Origin of the sequence: Chitinophaga agrisoli, assembly GCF_008386695.1 — a bacterium.
Lineage (GTDB): Bacteria > Bacteroidota > Bacteroidia > Chitinophagales > Chitinophagaceae > Chitinophaga > Chitinophaga agrisoli.
On sequence record NZ_VUOC01000003.1, the window covers coordinates 527711 to 547840 of the forward strand.

The following is a 20130-nucleotide window of genomic DNA, read 5'->3' on the forward strand; positions in this document are numbered from 1 at the left end:
CTTCAAAGATTTTTCCTTGCAACTAACAGAAGAACAGATATTAGCCCTTGCCCCTGATGAATCTTCCAAGAAAGCGGGTAAAGATTTATCAAATCCTGCCAAATGGGTAAGCAAGGGTATCAACGAGCAGGCCCTTTGGGGCGAATGCCAGGGCAGTGGCAGCAAACCCTACCAGACACAGATAGACATTGTGAACATTGCCTTCAAATGTTCCTGCCCCAGCCGTAAATTTCCCTGTAAACATGGCTTAGGTCTTCTATTGCTGCATGCGCGCAATCCCGCTGCTGTTAGCGATAATGTGCCGCCTGCCTGGGTGCAGGATTGGCTGGATAAACGGGTACAACGCGAAGAGAAAAAAGCGGAGCGGGAAAGCAAGCCGGTAGATGAGGCAGCCCAGGCCAAAAGAAAAGAGGCGCGGGAACAGAGCGTAGAAGACGGGCTGGAAGAACTGCTGTTATGGATAAAGGACATTGTACGCAATGGTATACTCACCATACCGGAAAAAGACCCTTCCTTTTTCAGCAATATGGCCAGGCGTATGGTAGACGCTAAAGCGCCGGGCCTGGCTGGTATGGTAAAAGCCCTGGGTAATACAGATTTCTATAAGGATGGATGGCAGAGCCCCTTCATGGATCAGCTGCTGCGTATTTACCTAGTGATAGCAGGTTTTAATAACAGGAGCGGGCTGCCCGCCTTGCTGACAGAAGACATCCGTAACCTGATCGGCTTTACCCAACAGCAGGAAGAGCTGAAAATGCAAACCGGTATTACGGATACCTGGCTGGTGCTGGCCAAACAGATCACGGAAGAGGATAACCTGCTTACAGAAAGGAACTGGTTATACGGCACACAATCCAACCAATATGCATTAGTGCTGCAGTTCAGCGTACGCGGGCAGGGCATTACCTTCTCATTTAGCCCGGGTATGTATGTGCAGGCGGAGTTGGTATTTTATCCTTCCGCGCAGCCCTTGCGCGCTATTATTAAACGTCAGCTATCCACCAATGCGGTAACCGGGTATACCCCGCTTAGGGGTTGGATGCAGGTAGCGGAAACGCAAGCGCAGGGATATACGCAACTGCCTGTTAGCAGTGAGCGTCCTTTTATTGTATCACAGCTAAGGCTGGTGTTACATGCAGGCCGCTGGTGGCTGGCAGATGCGGGCAATCACCTGGTACAGCTAAAGGATAATTACCGGCATTTCTATACATTGTTATCCCTGAGCGGCGGCCAGCCCATGAATATGGCCGTGCTGGGCAAGGAGCATACTTATGAGCCACTGGGCGTGTGGATGGAGGATTACTACCTAAATTTATCGAACTGAGATGCAGCTTTGGACAGATATTGTATCAAATGCCCTGCTGGGCACAGATAAACAGGCGCCCGTTACCGCCGGATGGCCGGAGGATTTTACAACAGCCTTAACCCACATTAACGGGAATACTGCTATTGATAAAGAAGAAAAATTCCTGCAACTGGCAGCGCTGGCATTTAACTACCGCCAGAGCGGTTCACTGCCGCTGCATAAGGAGGATGCGGGTATACCCACGGCGTCGGAAGAAATACGGCCCGGTTGCAGTATGGCCGCTATACAAGCATTTAACGACGTTGTAGCGGAAGATAATGAAGGCTTGCTGCAACTATGGCTGGAGTGTTGCGCGGCCAGCCAACAGATCGCGCACCCGTACATGCTGCCGGCCTTATTGGATAAAGCCATATCGCAGAAAGCCTTACGGCCTTTGGTAGAAAGCTGCGCCGGAGAGCGGGGCAAGTGGCTGGCACAGTTTAACCCGGACTGGAAAATGCCCGCCGCCGTATCGCTGGAAGAGCAATGGCAAACCGGTACGCTGGCACAACGGAAGGCTGCGCTGGCGCAGTTAAGCGAAACAGATCCCGCTGCTGCCAGGGCCTGGCTACAACAGACCTGGCCACAGGAGAACGCCAATGCCAGGGCAGACCTGTTAAGCAGCCTTCGCCCCATCGTGTTTGCGGAAGATAGCAGCTGGCTGGAGGTGTTATTGAACGAAAAAAGCGTGAAAGTAAAGGAGGTTGTCATGCACCTGTTGCGGATGCAGCCCGGTTCCAGCATCGTAAAGCTATACTGGCAGGTAGCACAGCAGGCTATCAGCATAAAAAAAGAAAAAGCGCTGCTGGGGCTTAGTTCCAAAACCACGTTGCAGGTAAAGTTGCCGGATACGGTAGACGAGAACATCTTTAAATACGGTATAGAACGTTTAAGCAGCAATAAAAAAATACCGGACGAAGCATATATCGTGGAGCAGCTGGTGCAGGCAGTGCCGCCCCATCTGTGGGAAAACCATCTGCAGGAAACGCCGGAGAAGATCATAACACTTTTTACAGAACATTCGGCCGGCGGCCGGCTTTACGCTGCCCTGGAAAGCGCTGCCAGCAAGTTCAGGAATGCACAGTGGGCAAAGCTGTTGGTAGCGGAAGGCAACCGTTTTTATTATCCGCTGGTGTATGCGCTGGAACCCGCAGAACGGGAGCCATATATTATCCGGTCACTGACAAAAACGCCGGAGGACGTGATGACCTACCTGCGCCAGGAAGTCGAAGGGGAATGGAGCCTGCCGCTTACCCGCGCGGTGTTGGAATATGCCTGCAAAAGCCCCTATTCCTATAACCGCCTTTTCTTTAGCAAGCGCGCACACCAGTTGCCGGTAGAGATCCTGGCGTCGCTGGACAGTATCTCTCCCCAACGGCCGGAGCAGCACGTTAACGATGCTTGGAACGATATACGCGCGCACATTAAAAAACTGCTGGTACTTAAACAACAGATCATTAACGCATTTCAATAACATTAAACAAACCCTTAGTTATGTCAGCCATTTTGCGCAGTCATGCAGAACAACTTTATGCACATGAACTGGAAGAACTGCAAAAACAGGATAGTGGTAAACGTCCTGCCAACTGGAAGTTAACGCCCCAGTCTGTAGTGACCTACCTCGTGGGCGGTAAGCTGAAGAACGGGATGGAGATCAGCCCCAAATACATTGGCAACCGCCGCTTAATGGAGATAGCGGTAGCCACGCTTACTACAGACAGGGCTTTGTTATTATACGGTTTGCCCGGCACGGCTAAAAGTTGGGTAAGCGAACATTTAGCCGCCGCCGTTAGTGGCGACAGCACCATGATCATACAAGGCACCGCCGGCACCAGCGAAGAATCCATCCGGTATGGCTGGAACTATGCCCGCCTGCTGGCAGAGGGCCCCAGTGAAAATGCGCTGGTGGAAACGCCGGTCATGCGTGGTATGAAAGATGGTAAGATCGTACGTATAGAAGAGCTCACGAGGATCGGGGCCGATGTGCAGGATACGCTCATCACCATCCTGTCAGAGAAATCATTGCCGGTACCGGAACTGAATACGGAAGTACAGGCGGTAAGAGGCTTTAACGTAATTGCCACCGCCAACAACCGCGATAAAGGGGTAAACGACTTGTCCAGCGCATTAAAACGCCGTTTTAATACGGTGATACTGCCCGTGCCGGATAGTATGGATGAGGAGATAGACATTGTACGCCGCCGTGTGGAAAGCTTTGAGAAGATCATGGAACTGCCTGCAGAAAAACCTGCATTGGAAGAGATCCGCCGTATAGTGACCATTTTCCGCGAGCTGCGCGCCGGCGTTACGCTGGATGGTAAGACCAAGATCAAACAACCTTCCGGTACCTTAAGCACCGCGGAAGCCATCTCCGTAGTGAATAACGGCCTGGCAATGGCTGGTTATTTTGGCGACGGGCAGCTGAAAGCAGCAGACCTGGCCGCCGGTATCATTGGCGCTGTGCTTAAAGACCCCGTACAGGATAAAGTAGTTTGGCAGGAGTACCTGGAAACGGTGGTGAAACCCCGCGAAGAATGGCGGGATATTTACAGGGCCTGCAGGGACCTGGCATAATAACTACAATCAATGGCTACGCATATATTAGGCATACGGCATCATGGACCCGGATCGGCCAGGAACGTACAACAGTTCCTGGAACAACTGAAACCGGATATTGTACTGGTAGAGGGCCCGCCGGATGCAGACGGCATCCTGCAATGGGCTAACCATGCAGAGATGCAACCGCCGGTGGCCATACTGGCCTACCAGACGGATAATATCCGCAGATCAGTGTTTTACCCCTTTTCGGAGTTCTCTCCGGAGTGGCAGGCCATCCAATATGCCCGCAGGAATAATATCCATGTGCGCTTTATGGACCTGCCCCTGGCGCATCGTTTTGCCCTCGATGAGGAACAGGAAGCAGCCGCAAAAGCAGCAGCAGAAAAAGAAGGGAAGGAGAAAGAGAGTGCTTTGCTGCCTGACAATGACGCCGATGCAACAACGGTAGCAGGGATCAATAATGCCGGAGAAGAGACAGATGTGGCAGCGCCGGCAACAACTCTGACAGAAGATGAATACCACGGCGATTCCCTTTCCTGGCTGGCCAGGGCGGCCGGTTATGCCAATACAGACAAGTGGTGGGAACATATGTTTGAGCACCGCCTGGCCAATGAACAGGTATTTGAGGCCGTACATGAAGCCATGAAAGCCTTACGTGATACGCTGCCGGAGCGCAATGACCAGGAAGAAAAACTGCGTGAGGCCTACATGCGTAAAGTGATACGGCAGGCAGAAAAGGAAATGTTCCCTGAAATAGCCGTGATCTGCGGCGCCTGGCATGCGCCTGCCCTTAAGGACATGCCTTCGCAGAAAGCGGATAACGAGCTGCTGAAAGGGTTGCCAAAAGTAAAAGTTGAATGCACCTGGACGCCCTGGAACTATAACCGCTTGAGTTATTTTAGCGGTTATGGCGCCGGCATACAATCCCCCGGCTGGTATGAACATATCTGGCATCATCCCAATGACGATGGTACACGGTGGATGGCCGGCGTGGCCAAACTGTTCCGCCAGCAGAATATAGATACTTCTGTTGCCCATGTGATAGAAGCCGTGCGTTTGGCAGAATCGCTGGCATCGCTGCGGGACCTGCCCAAGGCCGGTTTGGAGGAGCTGAATGAAGCTACCCTCAGCGTGCTGTGTAACGGCGAATCTATCCTGTTACGGCTGATAGAAGAACAGCTGATCGTCAGCAATAAAATGGGTAATGTACCCGCGGATACACCAAAGCCGCCTTTGCAGGTAGATATTGAAAAACTGCAGAAGCGATTGCGGTTACCCGCCACTGCAGAATGGAAGGATTATACGCTGGACCTGCGTAAGGAGAACGACCTGGAGCGCAGCATATTCCTGCACCGCCTGCAGCTGCTGGGCCTCAAATGGGGCCATAAAAGCGAGGTAAGCGGCAAAGGCACCTTTAAAGAACAATGGCGCCTGCAGTGGGATCCCGGGTTTACCATAGATATTATTGAGAAAGGTACCTGGGGCAATACCGCAGCAGAAGCGGCGGCTAAGTATGTAATACACCAGGCGCGGGAAACGGATTCGCTGCAGATAGTGGGCCGCCTGCTGGAGGCCACTATGCCCGCAGAGCTGCCGCAGGCTGTGGAAGTGCTGATCCACCAGCTCAATAACCTCTCCGCTGCCAGCGGAGATGTGATACAGCTCATGGAAGTGATCCCCTCCCTGGTCAGCATCAGCCGGTATGGCAATGTGCGTAAAACAGACGCCGCACTGGTAACGGAGATCGTAACGGGCATGATCGCACGTATCTGCATCAGCCTGCCCAATGCTTGTACGGCAGTGGCAGATGACGCAGCGGCCGCCCTGCTGGAACTGTTCTTTAAAATGAACGATGCCATCAACCTGCTACAGCAGCCGGATATCACTACCCAGTGGCAACAAATGCTGCGCGCCATTGCCGGCAGTACGCAAACATCGCCGGTGATAAGCGGCTATAGTACCCGCCTGCTGGCAGACTATAAGCTGCTTGAAGGGGAGGAGCTGGTGAAAGTATTCTGGTACGCCATGTCCAACGCTACAGCGCCTGGCATGGCCGCAGCCTGGCTGGAAGGTTTTCTGAAAGGCAGCGGTACCCTGTTGCTGGTAGATAATAACCTGTGGGGCGTGATCGATGGCTGGGTAAACCAGCTGGATGGGGATACCTTTACAGAGGTGCTGCCCCTGCTGCGCAGGACCTTTGCCAACTTCACCGCAGCTGAAAGAAGGAAGCTGGGAGAGAAGGTAAAACAGGGCGACGGCGGCAGCGCTGTAACGATACAACAGGCAAATGACTCATTCAACGCCGCGCGGGCGCAGCAAAGCCTGCCGGTGGTAATGCAATTATTAGGATATCCATCATGAGCAACGAAGAACATATCCGCAAATGGCGGCTGATATTGGGTGGTAACAATAATGACGGCACCGGTTTTCCCCTGGATCCGCAGGACCTGCAGATCGATAAAACACTGGAAGCGCTGTATGACAATGACCGCCGTGGCGGACTGGGCCCCTCTTCGCCCAACGTGAGCCGCTGGCTGGGCGACATACGCACCTTCTTTCCCAATACGGTGGTACAGGTAATGCAACAGGATGCGCTCAAACGCCTGAACCTGACACAGATGTTGTTTGAGAAAGAGATGCTGGAAAACGTAGCGCCAGACGTGCACCTGGTAGCCACCCTTATGACCCTGAGCCGCGTAATACCGGATAAAACAAAAGATACGGCCCGGCAGGTAGTGCGTAAAGTGGTGGACGAATTGATGAAGAAATTATCGCAACCCATGCAGCAGGCGGTTACCGGCAGTCTTAATAAAAGCGTGCGTAATAACCGGCCACGCCATCACGAAATAAACTGGCACAGCACCATCCGCACGAACCTGAAACATTACCAGCCGGAGTATAAGACCATTATCCCCGAAACCAAAATAGGTTATGGCCATAAAAGGACCGCGCTGAAAGATGTAGTGCTGTGTTTAGACCAGAGCGGCTCCATGGGCACATCTGTGGTATACTCAGGTATCTTTGGCGCCGTAATGGCCTCTATACCTGCCATCAAAACAAAGATGGTGGTGTTTGATACCGTAGTGGCAGATCTCACCGAAGAATTAACTGATCCTGTTGAACTGTTGTTTGGTGTGCAGCTGGGCGGCGGTACAGATATCAACGCCGCGCTTACCTATTGCAGTCAGCTGATCACCCGGCCCCTGGATACGGTGCTGGTGCTGATCACTGACCTATACGAGGGCGGCAGCAATGTGGAAATGCGCAAACGCGCGGTGGAGCTTGCCACTGCCGGCGTGCAGGTGATCGTATTATTAGCGTTAAATGATGATGGCGCGCCTTCTTATGATCATGATAACGCACAATTCTTCTCTAACCTGGGTATACCTGTCTTTGCCTGTACGCCGGATAAGTTCCCGGACCTGATGGCGGCGGCGCTGGGTAAACAGGATATTGCAGGATGGGCCGCGAAGGAAGAGCTGGTGCTGAAAAAGTGATCTACTCCCATTTCCAATCTGTTATTTCCGGCATATCTTCCAGGTGTTCCCGTATATAGGTGCGGTGTTTCTCCAGCTGCGCATTAAAATACGCTAATGCAGTTGCTGCCTCCGCCTGTATCGCTGGTACCCGGCGGATGGCCTCCATGGCCAGATGATACCGGCTCATATTGTTCAGCACCACCATATCAAACGGGGTGGTGGTAGTTCCCTCTTCTATAAAACCACGCACATGAAAACGGGCCGGGTCTGGCCGCCCATGCACCAGGTCATGGATAATGCGCACGTACCCATGAAAAGCAAAGATCACCTGTGCGTTATCTGTGAACAGCTGTGTGAACATTTCCGGCGGTAAGCCATGTGGATGATAGGCCTGTGGCGACAGAGACATAAGATCCACCACGTTCACCACCCGCACCTTCAGCGCCGGCAGGTGTTTACGTAATAACCAGGCTGCCGCTACAGTTTCCAGCGTGGGTACATCTCCCGCGCAAGCCAACACTACATCCGGCGCCTGTCCCTCATCATTGCCTGCCCACTCCCATACAGAAGCACCCTGTGCGCAGTGCCGCTCCGCAGCTTTCATATCCAGCCATTGCAATTCCGGTTGTTTACCGGCTACTACCAGGTTCACATAGTTTTTGCTCCGCAGGCAATGATCCATTACGGATAACAGGCAGTTAGCATCCGGCGGCAGGTAAATACGGATCACAGAGCTTTTTTTATTTACTACAGTATCAATAAAACCAGGTCCCTGGTGGCTGTAGCCATTATGATCCTGCCGCCACGCATGGGAGGTAAGCAGGTAGTTAAGGGAAGCAATGGAGTGCCGCCATGGTAGCTCCTGGCAGGTCTTAAGCCATTTGGCGTGCTGGTTGAACATGGAGTCTACGATCGTTACAAAAGCTTCATAACAGGGGAAAATGCCGTGCCGGCCGGTGAGCAGATAACCTTCCAGCCAGCCCTGGCAAAGATGTTCGCTCAACACTTCCATAACGCGCCCATCTGGCGACAAATGATCATCTGTACCCAACACCGGTTCCATGGTACAACGGTTGGTGGCTTCAAATACGGCCTGCAGGCGGTTGGAGTTCGTCTCGTCCGGGCAGAATAAACGGAAATGCTGTTGTTTATCATTCAGCACAAAAACATCGCGCAGGTATTTGCCAAGCTGCACCGTGCTTTCTCCGGTAGTGATGCCGGGCGCGTCTAACGGTAAGGCATATTCCCTGAAATCCGGCAGCTGCAAAGGTTGCCGGAGTTGTCCGCCATTGGCGTGCAGGTTAGCGCTCATCCGTTTATCTCCTTGCGGCGGCAGTGCGGCCAGTTCCGGTATCAGTTGGCCATTGGCGTCAAACAGGGTGTCTGGTGCATAACTTAGCAACCACTCCTCTAGCAAGGCCAGTTGGGCGGGATCTTTTTTCACGTCCATCAGGGGCACCTGGTGCGCACGGAAACTGCCTTCTATCTGTTTGCCTTTCCATTCTTTGGGGCCCGTCCACCCTTTTGGCGTACGCAATACGATCAATGGCCAGCGCAGCAATTGCCCGCCTGTTTCCGTTTGGTTGCGGGCAATATCCTGTATAGTCTTGATGCGTGTATACGCCTCATCCAGCGCATTGGCCATGGCAAGATGCGCCGGCAGGGGATCCAGGCCGTTCACAAAAAGCGGCTCATAACCATACCCGCGAAAAAGGGCTTCCAGCGCCTCATCCGGCATACGCGCCATCACCGTAGGGCCAGAGATCTTATATCCGTTCAGGTGCAGGATGGGTAATACTGCTCCATCCCGTGCGGGGTTCAGGAATTGGATAGATTTCCAGCTGCCGGCCAGCGGCCCTGTTTCTGCTTCTCCATCACCTACCACACAAGCTGCGAGCAGGTCCGGGTTATCGAACACAGCGCCAAAAGCATGCGTAAGCGAATAACCCAGTTCACCGCCTTCATGAATGGAACCCGGCGTGTGTGCGCTTACATGACTGGGTATACCGCCGGGCGTGGAGAACTGCCGGAAGAAAAGGCGCATACCCTTTTCATCCTGTGTAACGGCAGGGTATAGTTCCGTATAGGTGCCTTCCAGGTAAGCGTTGGCCAGCATGGCAGGCGCGCCATGGCCTGGTCCACATATGTAAAGGATATTGGCGGCCGTGTCCCGTATAAGCCGGTTTAGGTGCACATAGATGAAGTTTAATCCGGGAGAGGTGCCCCAATGCCCCAATAACCGGGGTTTAATATGATTGGCCTGCAAAGGCATCTTCAGCAGTGGGTTATCCTGCAGATAGATCTGCGCGGCTGCCAGGTAGTTGCTGGCTTGCCAGTACCGGTGTATTTGTTCGAGCTGCTGCGGTGATAAAGTAGGCATATGCTATTGTTTTAGTGATCCTGCAGCCATTGCAGGGTATGTTGTGCGATCATCTGTTCCTCATTGGTAGGTATCACGCGTATGGTTACCGGACTGCCCGCGGCAGAGATCACAGCTGCCTGTGCCTCGTTACGGCCGGCATCCAGGTGCATGCCCAGGAAAGCAAGGCCTTCGCATATCTGGCGGCGTACCTCTGCTGCATGTTCGCCAATACCACCCGTGAAGATGAAGGTATCCAGTCCGCCCAGGGCAGCTGCCAGCGCGCCGGCAAACTTGCGGGCCTGGTAACAGAAATAGCTGATGGCCTCCGTGGCCTGGGTATCCTCCCCCGCAGCCAGCAGTTGCTGAATATCTGTTTCCCCGCCGGAGATAGCTTTCAGGCCGGATGCCTTATTTAGTAACCGGTTAAGCGCGGCGGCATCCATATTTTTCTCCTGCAGCAGGTATAATACCACACCGGGGTCCATATCACCGGCGCGGGTGCTCATGACCAAACCGCCGGCTGGGGTTAGTCCCATCGTGGTATCTATGCTGCGGCCCTGGTGTACAGCGGCCATACTGGCGCCATTGCCCAGGTGCGCGATAATGATCCTGCCATGCACCGTTTCCGGCGCTATCATTTGCAGTTGCTGCATGATATACTCGTAAGAAAGACCATGGAAACCGTACCGTACCAGGCCCTCTTTCCACAGGTCGCGTGGCAGGGCGTAATACCTGGCGGGGAAAGGAAGATGCTGGTGAAAGGCGGTGTCAAAACACAGCACCTGGGCCGCCTGAGGAAACTGTTTTATTAAGGCACGTATGGCGGCCAGCTCTGCCGGCAGATGCTCCGGCGCTAAAGGCATTAGCGCAGTTAAGGATTGTAACAGCTCATCCGTTACCTGCTCGGGTTGCATGTGGTGTAAACCACCCTGCACCATGCGGTGACCAATGGCCCCGACGGTGTATTGGCGGAAACGTTTCTCCAATAAATACATCAGCTGTTTAACAGCGGCCTCCATGTCAGGTATCTGCTCCTCATGCGTATACAGCACATCGCCGCTGGGATCTTTTACCTGTACGCTGCTATTATCCTTACCAATATGCTGTACCTGCCCCAGAAGCAGGGCGGCCGGCGGATGTGTCTGGCTGAACAGACCAAACTTTAGGCTGGAAGAGCCGCAGTTAACGGTTAGTATGACAGGGGTTGTTTTTTCCATAGCAACATTCAATGTTGCCAAAAAATATGCCTTCCGCAGCCGCCGGATGCAGCCGCTGTAGCGGCATTGATTTCCCGCCCTTCAGCCTGCTGTTTACAGCGAAAGATTGTCTACAAAGGGCTACAGTTTGGCCATAAAATGCAGCAGGTATGCAGCAGGCCGCGAGGCGAGCCAATACTGGCGCGGTTTTTTTGCCAGTTAGATCATGGAAAAGCAATTAAAAAAAGGCGACCATGTGCATTGGAATTCCTCCGGAGGCGCCAGCGATGGCGTAGTGATCCGGGTGCATACCAAAGATTTCGAGTTTAAAGGCGTCACACACCGCGCCTCCAAAGAGGAACCGCAATACGAAGTGAAAAGCGATAAAAGCGGGGAAACAGCTGCACATAAAGCCGGTGCATTACAAAAGAAACATTAGCCTTTGGCCGGGAATAACCTATTTACCCGGCAGGGCAAACGCCATATAACTATCCCCGGACTTGCTCCCTATCTTGCCGCCGCCGCAGGCAATTACCACATACTGACGGCCATTTACGGTATAGGTAGCGGGTGTGGCATACCCTGCGGCCGGCAGGGGCGCTTCCCATAATACCTTGCCCGTAACCTTATCAAAGGCGCGGATCTTTTCATCTTTAGTAGCAGCAATAAATACCAGGCCTCCTTTCGTGACCAATGGCCCGCCATAGTTCTCTGTACCGGTGGGCGGCATGCCTTTAGCGCTTAATTCTTTGTATTCGCCTAATGGCACTTTCCATAATAATTTACCACTGTTAAGATCTACCGCGTTTAAGCTGCCCCAGGGCGGCTTAATACCCGGATAGCCGTCCTTATCCAGGAAGCGGTTGTAACCGGTCATGGTATAAGGCACCTGGTCCAGGATGCTTTTCTTCACCCGCATACTATCCACTGTGCCTGGTTCTTTGGGAAGGTCTTTTTTAGTGGCCGGCGTGGCTGGTTGCTGCTCCTGCAAGTGCAGCAGGAAGGTGAGTAAGGCCTTTTGTTCGCCGGCCTCCATTTTAAAGGCGGGCATCATGTTCTTGCCATGGCTAATGATCTCCTGTATCTGGGTAGCGGTATACTTTTTCTGTATATCCACCAGGGAAGGGTAGGAGCTGCCGTTGCCCTTGAGCTCCGGTCCATGGCAGGATACGCAGTACTTGCCATAAACGGATCTGCCGGTAGTAGTAAGGGAGGCCCCGGCCGCTGCCTGCTTTTCCGGCATATCTATCATCGTAAGGGACCAGGGCAGCTCGCTGCTGTTAATATACAGGATGCCGCTTTCGGGGTCTACGGCAGCGCCACCCCATTCGCCGCCGCCATCAAAACCAGGGAAGATCCATACGCCGGCTTTGCTGGGCGGGGTGAACATAGCATTATATTTCACTTTACGGAATTGTTCCATTAAGGCCGCATGTTTTTCGGGCGTAAGCCCGGATACGTCCGTGGAGTCAAAATGCTGACGGGCAAAAGGTTCCGGCAGGGTAGGAATGGGCTGTGTAGGCCAGGCCGCTTCCCCTGGCAGATCAGAAGCCGGTACGGCCGTTTCATTGATAGGGAAAACAGGCTGGCCATTGGTACGGTCAAACACAAATACATAACCATGTTTGGTGATCTGCGCCACAGCGTCGATCTGCTTACCTTCGTGCCGTATGCTTACCAGGTTGGGATTAGCGGCCAGGTCACGATCCCATAGGTCGTGATGCACAAACTGGTAATGCCAGATATATTTGCCAGTGGCGGCATCCAGCGCAAGCAACGAATTACCAAACAGGTTGGCGCCTTTGCGGATACCTCCGTAAAAATCGCCGCCAATGGAGCCAGTGGGTACGTATAAGATACCGCGGGCCTCATCCAGCGATATACCTGCCCAGCTATTGGCTCCGCCAAATTTTTGCCAGGCATCCTTATCCTCCCAGCTATCATACCCTTTTTCACCGGGATGGGGTATAGTATGGAAGATCCAGGCACGTTTGCCCGTGATCACGTCAAAAGCGCGTATATGGCCGGGCGCGGCGTCCGCAGATTCTGCTACCCGCATACCAATGATGAATAGGTTTTTATAGATGATACCCGGCGTGGTAGCGGCTATGAAAGGATTAAAACTGTCTTTATCCCGGTCCAGGTCTTCGGCAAGATCAATATACCCACCCTTGCCAAAGCCGGGAATAGGCTTTCCGCTGACAGCATTGATAGCATATGTTTTGCCGCCGGCACTGTAAAGGATGCGTTTATCAGTTCCTGTTTCATCCTGCCAGTACATGACGCCGCGGTTTACTTTAAAGAAGGCATACGGATCGCTGTTGGCAGTATCTTCCATTATGGCGGGATCAAAGGTCCACTTTACGGCGCCGGTGGCCGCATCCAGGGCAAAGAGCTTTACCCGGGGCGTAGTGCCGTATAATATGCCGTCTACCATAATAGGATTACACTGGTTCTGGGAATGGTTCTCGGGATCCTTATCATGGGAGTTGTAAGTCCAGGCTACCTGCAGCTGCGCCACATTACCGGTGTTGATCTGGTCATTGGAAGAGTAACGGTTGCCGTCGTTGGTACCCGCATAGGCGGGCCATCCGCTGTAATCAGGTTGTGAGGCGCGTTGCCGGCAGGCGGCCAGGCAACACAGGATCAGACACCAATGGGTAAACGCAAACAGTCTTTTCATACGTGGATAACTTAGCTTATCAAATATAAGCGCCAGATATGGCATTTTTTACAAAAAAACACCGACCGGTTGTATCGGTTTCGGTATAAAACATGGTATTTTTTACTGCCCTATACGCAGTATGCAACAAAAAACGAATTTTGCAGCATGAAATTAATGTTCAGGGATGTCACCGTAGGTGGCGAATTATTATTGGCCATACATGAACCAAATTTTGACCGGTACTTCTTTACCCGCGACCATAAGGATAAATACCTCACTATTGCCTGGAACACCGGCCCCGCACAACAGGTGACCGTAGACGAGGTCGGATATACCTTTCCCCCCAATACCGTGCTGCCATTGCTCATTAACCAAAGCTTCCGGTTTGAGCGGTCAGAGGATATTATTGTGTGGCAGTTCAACCGCGATTTTTACTGTATCATTGACAATGACAAAGAGGTGAGCTGTATAGGCTTCATCTTTGGCGGCGGCCATATGTTCATAGAGCTGGATGAAAGGGAGCAGCATAAAATGCACACCATGGTAGATATCTTCAAAGACGAGCTGGCGGATGATGACGATATACAGGCCACCATGTTAAGGACCCTCCTGGTAAGGCTGATCATCAAAGTTACCCGCCTGGCCCGGAAACAGTTTGTAGATGGCGCCAAGATCAATAACAGCAAGCTGGATATAATAAGGCAGTTTACCCTGCTGGTGGAAGAGAACTACAAACAGCAGCACCAGGTACAGTTCTATGCCAATGCATTGGCTAAATCCCCTAAAACGCTCTCTAACCTGTTTGCCATGTATAACCAGCGCTCACCCCTGCAGATCATACAGGAACGGATTATACAGGAAGCTAAACGTTTTTTCTACTATACAGATAGATCTGCCAAGGAAATAGCGCAGGAGCTGGGTTTTGAGGATGCCGCTCATTTCAGCCGTTTCTTTAAGAACCAGACAGAGATCAGCCCATCTGACTTCAAAAAGGCCCTACAGAAGGTCTAGGGAAAAATCGGCAACTCTTCGGGAAGAGTGTCCATTTTTACAGGGCGGGAAACATTGCAATTTTACATCGTCAATAACGACAAACAAAAAGTCAAAAACGATATAAAATGAAAACGTTCCAAGTACCTGCCAAAGAAACAGTATCAGCCGCTAACCAGGAAATCTTCGATAAATTAGCTAAAGGCCTGGGTAAAGTGCCCAACCTGTACGCTACCATGGCCTATTCTGAAAATGGCCTGGCTACCTATCTGGCTCTTAGCAATGCTAAAACTTCCTTCAAAGCAAAAGAAAAAGAAGCCATTAACCTGATCGTAAGCCAGGTGAATGAATGTGATTACTGTCTCAGCGCACATACCATGATCGGTAAGCTGAATGGCTTTACAGACGAACAGATCCTGCAGATCCGCAGCGGTGAAGTTAGTTTTGACAGCAAACTGGACGCCCTGGTGAAACTGGCCAAAGACCTGACAGCTAAACGCGGTCATGCAGATGAAGCCCTGCTCAATAACTTCTTCAATGCCGGTTATACCAACGAAAGCCTTGTAGACCTGATCATCGTGATAGGCGACAAGACCATCACCAACCTGTTATACGCCGCCACTAAGATACCCATGGATTTCCCGGTGGCGCCCGCACTGGAAAATGCGCACGCTTAACGGTAATTTAGGCAAGTATGTCCGCAATATATGAATTGACGGGGCAGCATGGTTACTCTACCTTCGCAAAGACTCAAGTGCTGCCGGATAAGATACGGTAATCAGCGCCCCGTCAATCACCCATCAAATTGCAAAAAGTTATTATTTACAACATCCGTTCATGTATACCCCTGATAATATTAAAATAATCACCATCTATAACACCGAAAAACAATAAGATAATGAGCACGTTCAATGTACCCACCAAAGAGACAGTATCACCCGCTAACCAGGAAATTTTTGACAAACTGACCAAAGCTATCGGCAAAGTGCCTAACCTGTATGCTACCATGGCCTATTCAGAACATGGCCTGGCTACTTATCTGGGGCTCAGCAACGCTAAAACCTCTTTCCGGGGAAAAGAAAAAGAAGCCATTAACCTGATCGTAAGCCAGGTAAATGAGTGCGATTATTGTCTGGCTGCGCATACCGCTATAGGTAAAATGAACGGGTTAACAGATGACCAGATCCTCAAGATCCGCAGCGGTCAGGCTCCTTTTGACGCTAAGATAGACGCGCTGGTAAAACTGGCTAAAGACCTTACCGCTAAACGCGGCCATGCAGCGCCCGCCCTGTTGGATGCCTTCTTTGCCGCTGGTTATACCAACGAAAGCCTGGTGGACCTGATCAATGCCATTGGCGATAAAACCATCACCAACCTGCTGTATGCGGTAACCAAAGTACCCATTGACTTCCCGGCTGCGCCTGCATTAACCCCCGCGAATGCCTGATCACTACTTCCCGGAGTAATGGCAAATCCCCAACATAAGTATTGACCGGGCGGTATTGTTATTATATCTTTGTGGCCGAAAGACCCCGTGCAGCAGGTATAAGATCTCGTAACAAGCCGCCCCGTCCAATCTCCTTAATCCATAAAAAATTATAGCCATGAGTAACACATCCACTTTGCAGAACGGTACCGTTAATTATGCCACCGACCCGCACCTTGACAGTGGTACCAAAGCCTTTTTAAAAGTATTGAATTCCGGTGGCGCTCCCCTGGAAACACTTTCCAAGCAGGATGCACGTAATGTGCTGATAGGTGCACAGGCCTCCGTAAACGTTGATCTCTCCGGTATTGAAGAATCTGAAAAGACTATCACCAGCGACGGTTACACTGTAAAGCTGAATATTGTGCGCCCCGCCGGCGTAACAGGCATTTTGCCTGTGTTTATCTTCATCCATGGCGGTGGCTGGATCCTGGGAGATTATCCTACTCACAAGCGTATGGTGCGCGACCTGGTAGTGCTGTCCGGCGCAGCGGCTGTATTTGTAAACTACACCCCTTCCCCGGAAGCGCAGTACCCGCAGGCTATTAACGAAATTTATGCAGCCACCAAATGGGTAGCCGAGAATGGTAAGGAGCTCAATGTGGATGGTAAAAGACTGGCAGTAGTAGGTAACAGCGTGGGCGGTAATATGACCGCGGTAACTGCGCTGATGGCTAAAGAAAAAGGCGGCCCGGAGATTAAGCTGCAGATCATGATGTGGCCTGTTACAGATACCAACTTTGAAACAGAATCTTACCACCAGTTTGGAGAAGACCGTTTCCTGACCAGCAATGTGATGAAGTGGATGTTTGACCAATACACTAAAGATCCTGATCAGCGTAAAGAAACGCACCTGGCAGTGTTGCGCAATTCCGTGGAGCAGCTGAAAGGTCTGCCCCCGGCATTGATCCAGGTAGCAGAAAACGATATTCTCCGCGATGAAGGAGAAGCTTATGGCCGTAAACTGGATGAAGCAGGCGTAAAGGTGACCACCATCCGTTACAATGGTATGATCCATGACTTTGGCCTGCTGAATGCGCTGGCTGAACTGCCCGCCGTACGCTCCCTGTTTGTACATGCAGCTGCGGAGTTGAAGAAATACCTGGCTTAATAATTATGATCATCATAGTTAGCCGTTAGTGGCCGGAAAGCATATGCGCCGGTTGCTAACGGCTAACAACTGTAAGCTGATGACTATTTGATGCCTTTGCTATGCTTTTAAAATTGATATGATATGCGTGCAACTACCCTGGACATAAAAGCAATAGATACGCTCCGCGATCTGCCGGACCTGGTGCCTGTATTGCGGGACACTTATGAAGACTGGACCATCCGGGTATTTAACCGGGAGAGTTATGATTGCAGGAACTATTTATCGCCTAACCGGCGGGAGTTCTATAAGGTGTTGCTTATTACCAAAGGCGCGGGCGTTTTTACCATGGGGTTGAACACCTATTATATCGAGGAGCCTACCATCCTGTTCATTCACCCCAATGATATTATTTCGTGGAAAAGCCTGTCCACAGAGCGGGGAGGTTACTATTGCCTGTTTAAGAAAACCTTCCTGAACGAGCATATGCAGCTAAAAGCGGCGATAGATAAATACGGTCTATTCAGCGATAAGCAAAAAAGCGTGATACGGCTGGCCGGTAATGACGTGCCGGTATTAAACGACCTGTTTGTGCGGATGGAGGAAGAGGAGTTAGCAGGCAATCAGCTGCGGGACGATGCTATGCAGGCTTACCTGCAGTTACTGATGGTGGGCGCCGCCCGGGTAGCCCGCTTTCCGGAGGCGGATAGCGTATCTGACGAGTTCCGTCATGTGCATGCATTCTTTCAGCTGCTGGAAGAGGAGACCGCCAATATTAACTATACCAACCCTATACAACGGAAAACGGCCAAAGAGTTTGCGGCCAGCCTTTCCGTACACCCCAACCATCTCAATGCTGTGCTCAAAAAACACACCGGGCAGAATGTAAGCACCCATATCCGCAACCGCCTCCTGGAGGCTACCAAGGTGCTGCTGGTACAAACGGATTGGGCGCTGCAGGATATTGCCTACAGCATTGGCTTCTCCGAGCAGCCTAATTTTAACCTCTTCTTTAAAAAGAATACCGGCGTTACTCCTGCCGAATTCAGAAGAGGACATCATGTTTGATCTGTTATAGCGGATCATGACAAGTAAATAGCTAACGGCTCATAAAAGATACTGTTCCAGGATGCTCACTAATTCATCCCGGGAGAAACGCTCAATTTCTTCACTATCCGCAGTGTTGAGATCTTTTATCCATGCAGGCGTTACGGCCGGGGTAGGTTCGCCATCAACCAGCTTTTCCGGCTGCTGTCGTTGCCGGAAGCGTGGGAGAGGTCCGCATATGTCAATGGGCATGTTGCTGGTCATATAATTAGGTTTTAGATGCTGATACAAAGTAACAATGGGGTAGTGACAGCAGTATGTCAGCAGGAAAAACCAAAAAATAATTTAGTTCAGCAACTTTATATCTGATTGATAATTAATCAGTTTTCCGGTTGTGCCAATGTCCACCAGGCGCCATCATCCGGTACGGTTACCCGTTCAGATAATGACTGCTCCGCTATGGCCGCTTTAAAATCTCCCTTTTCTGGTAGCAATGGTTCGCGGTGCAGGTGGGTCACTAACACTGCGTCTATCTGCTGGAGCAGGGAGGCCAATTCTGTGTCGTCAGAGAAGGGTGGCATGGCGGAGGAGCTGGATCTGTACTTTATGCATGGGTTTTGCTGGTTTATGGAGTGATGGTGCAAATCTGGGATAATATGGCGTTGTAATAGAACTACATCTTTATCCAGCCCCGCAACAACATCCCCATAGAGCTATATACCAGCCGGTAGCCAGGCGGCATATCATCCAGCAGGCTATGAAAAGTCATTACCCGGGTGCCTTCCGGTTTTGACGCCAGGGCTTTAAAAAGATAGCCGGCATTAAAATTATATTGTCCTTCAGAATAATCCACCGTATCGTCAATACGGTCTGATGATTCTACCAGGTGCTCATAAAAGGAGTTATAAAAATAGAAATGGTCATAGGCCGCTACATCCAGCCGGGTAAAATCCCCATGTATAAAGCTTACATTCTCTAAGCCGGTAAAAGCCTGTACCGCCTCTGCCTGGTTGATGAGATCTTCCCGTTGCTCTACCCCATAAAAATGCTGATCCGGGTAAAAGAAACCGCCCACCAGGCAAAACTTACCCACGCCGCTGCCAATATCCAGTATCCTGCCGCCGGGTTTTACCGCCAGGAACTGTGCCGCCTTTTTAGCTACGCCCAGGGGCGTCCAGTGGCGTCTGGACAGTTGCTGGATCCTTTCCGGGTATAGGCTGTCAAATGCTGCATTGGAAGTGAAATAATCCGCCGGCTGTGTTTCATCGCTCATAGTGCAAATTTATTATGCCTATACGTGAAAAACAGGCATTATAGGGAAATCCGGCTAAAAAAAGCAAACCGGACAGGCTACAAAAGCTTGTCCGGTTTTTTTATGTCAGGATGGATGATGCGCCGTTTATTTGCTAAGCGTGATGTCCATCAGGGGTGTCCAGTTTTTGCCGTCCGTTGTCTGTTCCCATATACCGGATAGGGTACGTCCATCTTGCGTAAATCCACCGGTAAAACGGAGCGATGTTCCCAGGAAGGTCCATATGCCGTCTGCTACACTGCCATACATGATACCGGTGTTACCTTTATTGTCAAAATGCTGCATGGTATAACGTTCATGTTCCTGGTCAAAACCAATGATCTCTATGGTCTCATTCCTTTCTTCGCCTATCTCCACATCTACCCTATGCAACAAAAAGTAACCACCGGGCAGCCACTCATAGGTGTCTGTGCCCTGTATCTTTATAGCGGGATGATCCGCCGTTTCGCGGATCCATCCTTCCGTTCGCCACTTGCCGGCAAAGGGATCCAACAGCCTGTGTGCAGATCCCGGTCCCTTGTTTACCGTCATACGGATACCTGTTTAAAACGGCCTATACAAAGCTAACACTATACAATGAACGACAAGCGGGGTAAATA

Annotated in this window: 18 protein-coding genes; 11 read left to right on the top strand and 7 right to left on the bottom strand. The window is 51.3% G+C overall.

What is annotated here, in order from left to right:
• Positions 1-16: 16 nt before the first annotated feature.
• From F0L74_RS17585 to F0L74_RS17605, 5 genes are read left to right on the top strand one after another with little or no spacing between them, the layout of a single operon-like run.
• Entirely contained in the window at positions 17-1324 is a 1308-nt protein-coding gene (locus F0L74_RS17585) for an SWIM zinc finger family protein (RefSeq protein ID WP_149839194.1), read from the top strand.
• A gap of 1 nt (position 1325) precedes the next feature.
• The gene (locus F0L74_RS17590) at positions 1326-2819 is read left to right on the top strand and encodes a DUF5691 domain-containing protein (protein WP_149839195.1); all 1494 of its coding nucleotides are present in this window, start codon (positions 1326-1328) and stop codon (positions 2817-2819) included.
• Positions 2820-2839: 20 nt separating this feature from the next.
• Positions 2840-3919 carry an ATP-binding protein gene (locus tag F0L74_RS17595; RefSeq protein WP_149839196.1) on the top strand — a complete coding sequence of 360 codons (1080 nt, stop codon included), beginning with the start codon at positions 2840-2842 and terminating at the stop codon, positions 3917-3919.
• A gap of 12 nt (positions 3920-3931) precedes the next feature.
• The gene (locus F0L74_RS17600) at positions 3932-6265 is read left to right on the top strand and encodes a DUF5682 family protein (protein WP_149839197.1); all 2334 of its coding nucleotides are present in this window, start codon (positions 3932-3934) and stop codon (positions 6263-6265) included.
• A complete protein-coding gene (locus F0L74_RS17605; RefSeq protein WP_149839198.1) occupies positions 6262-7401 on the top strand; it encodes a vWA domain-containing protein in 1140 nt (379 codons plus the stop codon). Before F0L74_RS17600 ends, F0L74_RS17605 begins: the two co-directional genes overlap by 4 nt.
• Position 7402: 1 nt before the next feature.
• On the opposite strand, the gene F0L74_RS17610 is transcribed toward F0L74_RS17605, so the two are convergent.
• On the bottom strand, positions 7403-9763 hold the full coding sequence (locus F0L74_RS17610; protein WP_149839199.1) for a phosphoketolase family protein: 2361 nt from the start codon (positions 9761-9763) through the stop codon (positions 7403-7405).
• A gap of 11 nt (positions 9764-9774) precedes the next feature.
• Positions 9775-10962, bottom strand: coding sequence for an acetate/propionate family kinase (locus F0L74_RS17615; protein ID WP_149839200.1), 1188 nt, complete (start codon positions 10960-10962; stop codon positions 9775-9777).
• Between the two features lie 205 nt (positions 10963-11167).
• Here F0L74_RS17615 and F0L74_RS17620 point away from each other — a divergent pair, with 205 nt between their 5' ends.
• A complete protein-coding gene (locus tag F0L74_RS17620) occupies positions 11168-11380 on the top strand; it encodes a hypervirulence associated TUDOR domain-containing protein (RefSeq protein WP_149839201.1) in 213 nt (70 codons plus the stop codon).
• Positions 11381-11398: 18 nt separating this feature from the next.
• Here the strand turns inward: F0L74_RS17620 and F0L74_RS17625 are convergent, their stop codons facing one another.
• Entirely contained in the window at positions 11399-13624 is a 2226-nt protein-coding gene (locus F0L74_RS17625; protein ID WP_149839202.1) for an outer membrane protein assembly factor BamB family protein, read from the bottom strand.
• Between the two features lie 147 nt (positions 13625-13771).
• Here F0L74_RS17625 and F0L74_RS17630 point away from each other — a divergent pair, with 147 nt between their 5' ends.
• The 5 genes from F0L74_RS17630 (at position 13772) to F0L74_RS17650 (ending at position 18240) form a co-directional block, all read left to right on the top strand.
• Positions 13772-14617: an AraC family transcriptional regulator gene (locus F0L74_RS17630; protein WP_149839203.1), complete on the top strand. Its 846-nt coding sequence runs from the start codon at positions 13772-13774 to the stop codon at positions 14615-14617.
• Between the two features lie 107 nt (positions 14618-14724).
• The gene (locus tag F0L74_RS17635) at positions 14725-15273 is read left to right on the top strand and encodes a carboxymuconolactone decarboxylase family protein (protein WP_149839204.1); all 549 of its coding nucleotides are present in this window, start codon (positions 14725-14727) and stop codon (positions 15271-15273) included.
• A 221-nt stretch (positions 15274-15494) separates the two neighbouring features.
• Positions 15495-16043 (top strand): carboxymuconolactone decarboxylase family protein, encoded by a 549-nt coding sequence (locus tag F0L74_RS17640; RefSeq protein ID WP_149839205.1) that lies wholly within the window; start codon positions 15495-15497, stop codon positions 16041-16043.
• A 157-nt stretch (positions 16044-16200) separates the two neighbouring features.
• Positions 16201-17193 carry an alpha/beta hydrolase gene (locus tag F0L74_RS17645; RefSeq protein ID WP_149839206.1) on the top strand — a complete coding sequence of 331 codons (993 nt, stop codon included), beginning with the start codon at positions 16201-16203 and terminating at the stop codon, positions 17191-17193.
• 123 nt (positions 17194-17316) lie between these two features.
• On the top strand, positions 17317-18240 hold the full coding sequence (locus F0L74_RS17650) for an AraC family transcriptional regulator (RefSeq protein WP_149839207.1): 924 nt from the start codon (positions 17317-17319) through the stop codon (positions 18238-18240).
• Between the two features lie 39 nt (positions 18241-18279).
• Here the strand turns inward: F0L74_RS17650 and F0L74_RS17655 are convergent, their stop codons facing one another.
• The 4 genes from F0L74_RS17655 to F0L74_RS17670 form a co-directional block, all read right to left on the bottom strand.
• Positions 18280-18483 carry a hypothetical protein gene (locus tag F0L74_RS17655; RefSeq protein WP_149839208.1) on the bottom strand — a complete coding sequence of 68 codons (204 nt, stop codon included), beginning with the start codon at positions 18481-18483 and terminating at the stop codon, positions 18280-18282.
• 116 nt (positions 18484-18599) lie between these two features.
• On the bottom strand, positions 18600-18800 hold the full coding sequence (locus F0L74_RS17660) for a hypothetical protein (protein WP_149839209.1): 201 nt from the start codon (positions 18798-18800) through the stop codon (positions 18600-18602).
• A gap of 92 nt (positions 18801-18892) precedes the next feature.
• The gene (locus tag F0L74_RS17665; RefSeq protein WP_149839210.1) at positions 18893-19492 is read right to left on the bottom strand and encodes a methyltransferase domain-containing protein; all 600 of its coding nucleotides are present in this window, start codon (positions 19490-19492) and stop codon (positions 18893-18895) included.
• A gap of 126 nt (positions 19493-19618) precedes the next feature.
• Positions 19619-20062, bottom strand: coding sequence for a DUF1579 family protein (locus tag F0L74_RS17670; protein ID WP_149839211.1), 444 nt, complete (start codon positions 20060-20062; stop codon positions 19619-19621).
• Between the last annotated feature and the right edge of the window lie 68 nt (positions 20063-20130).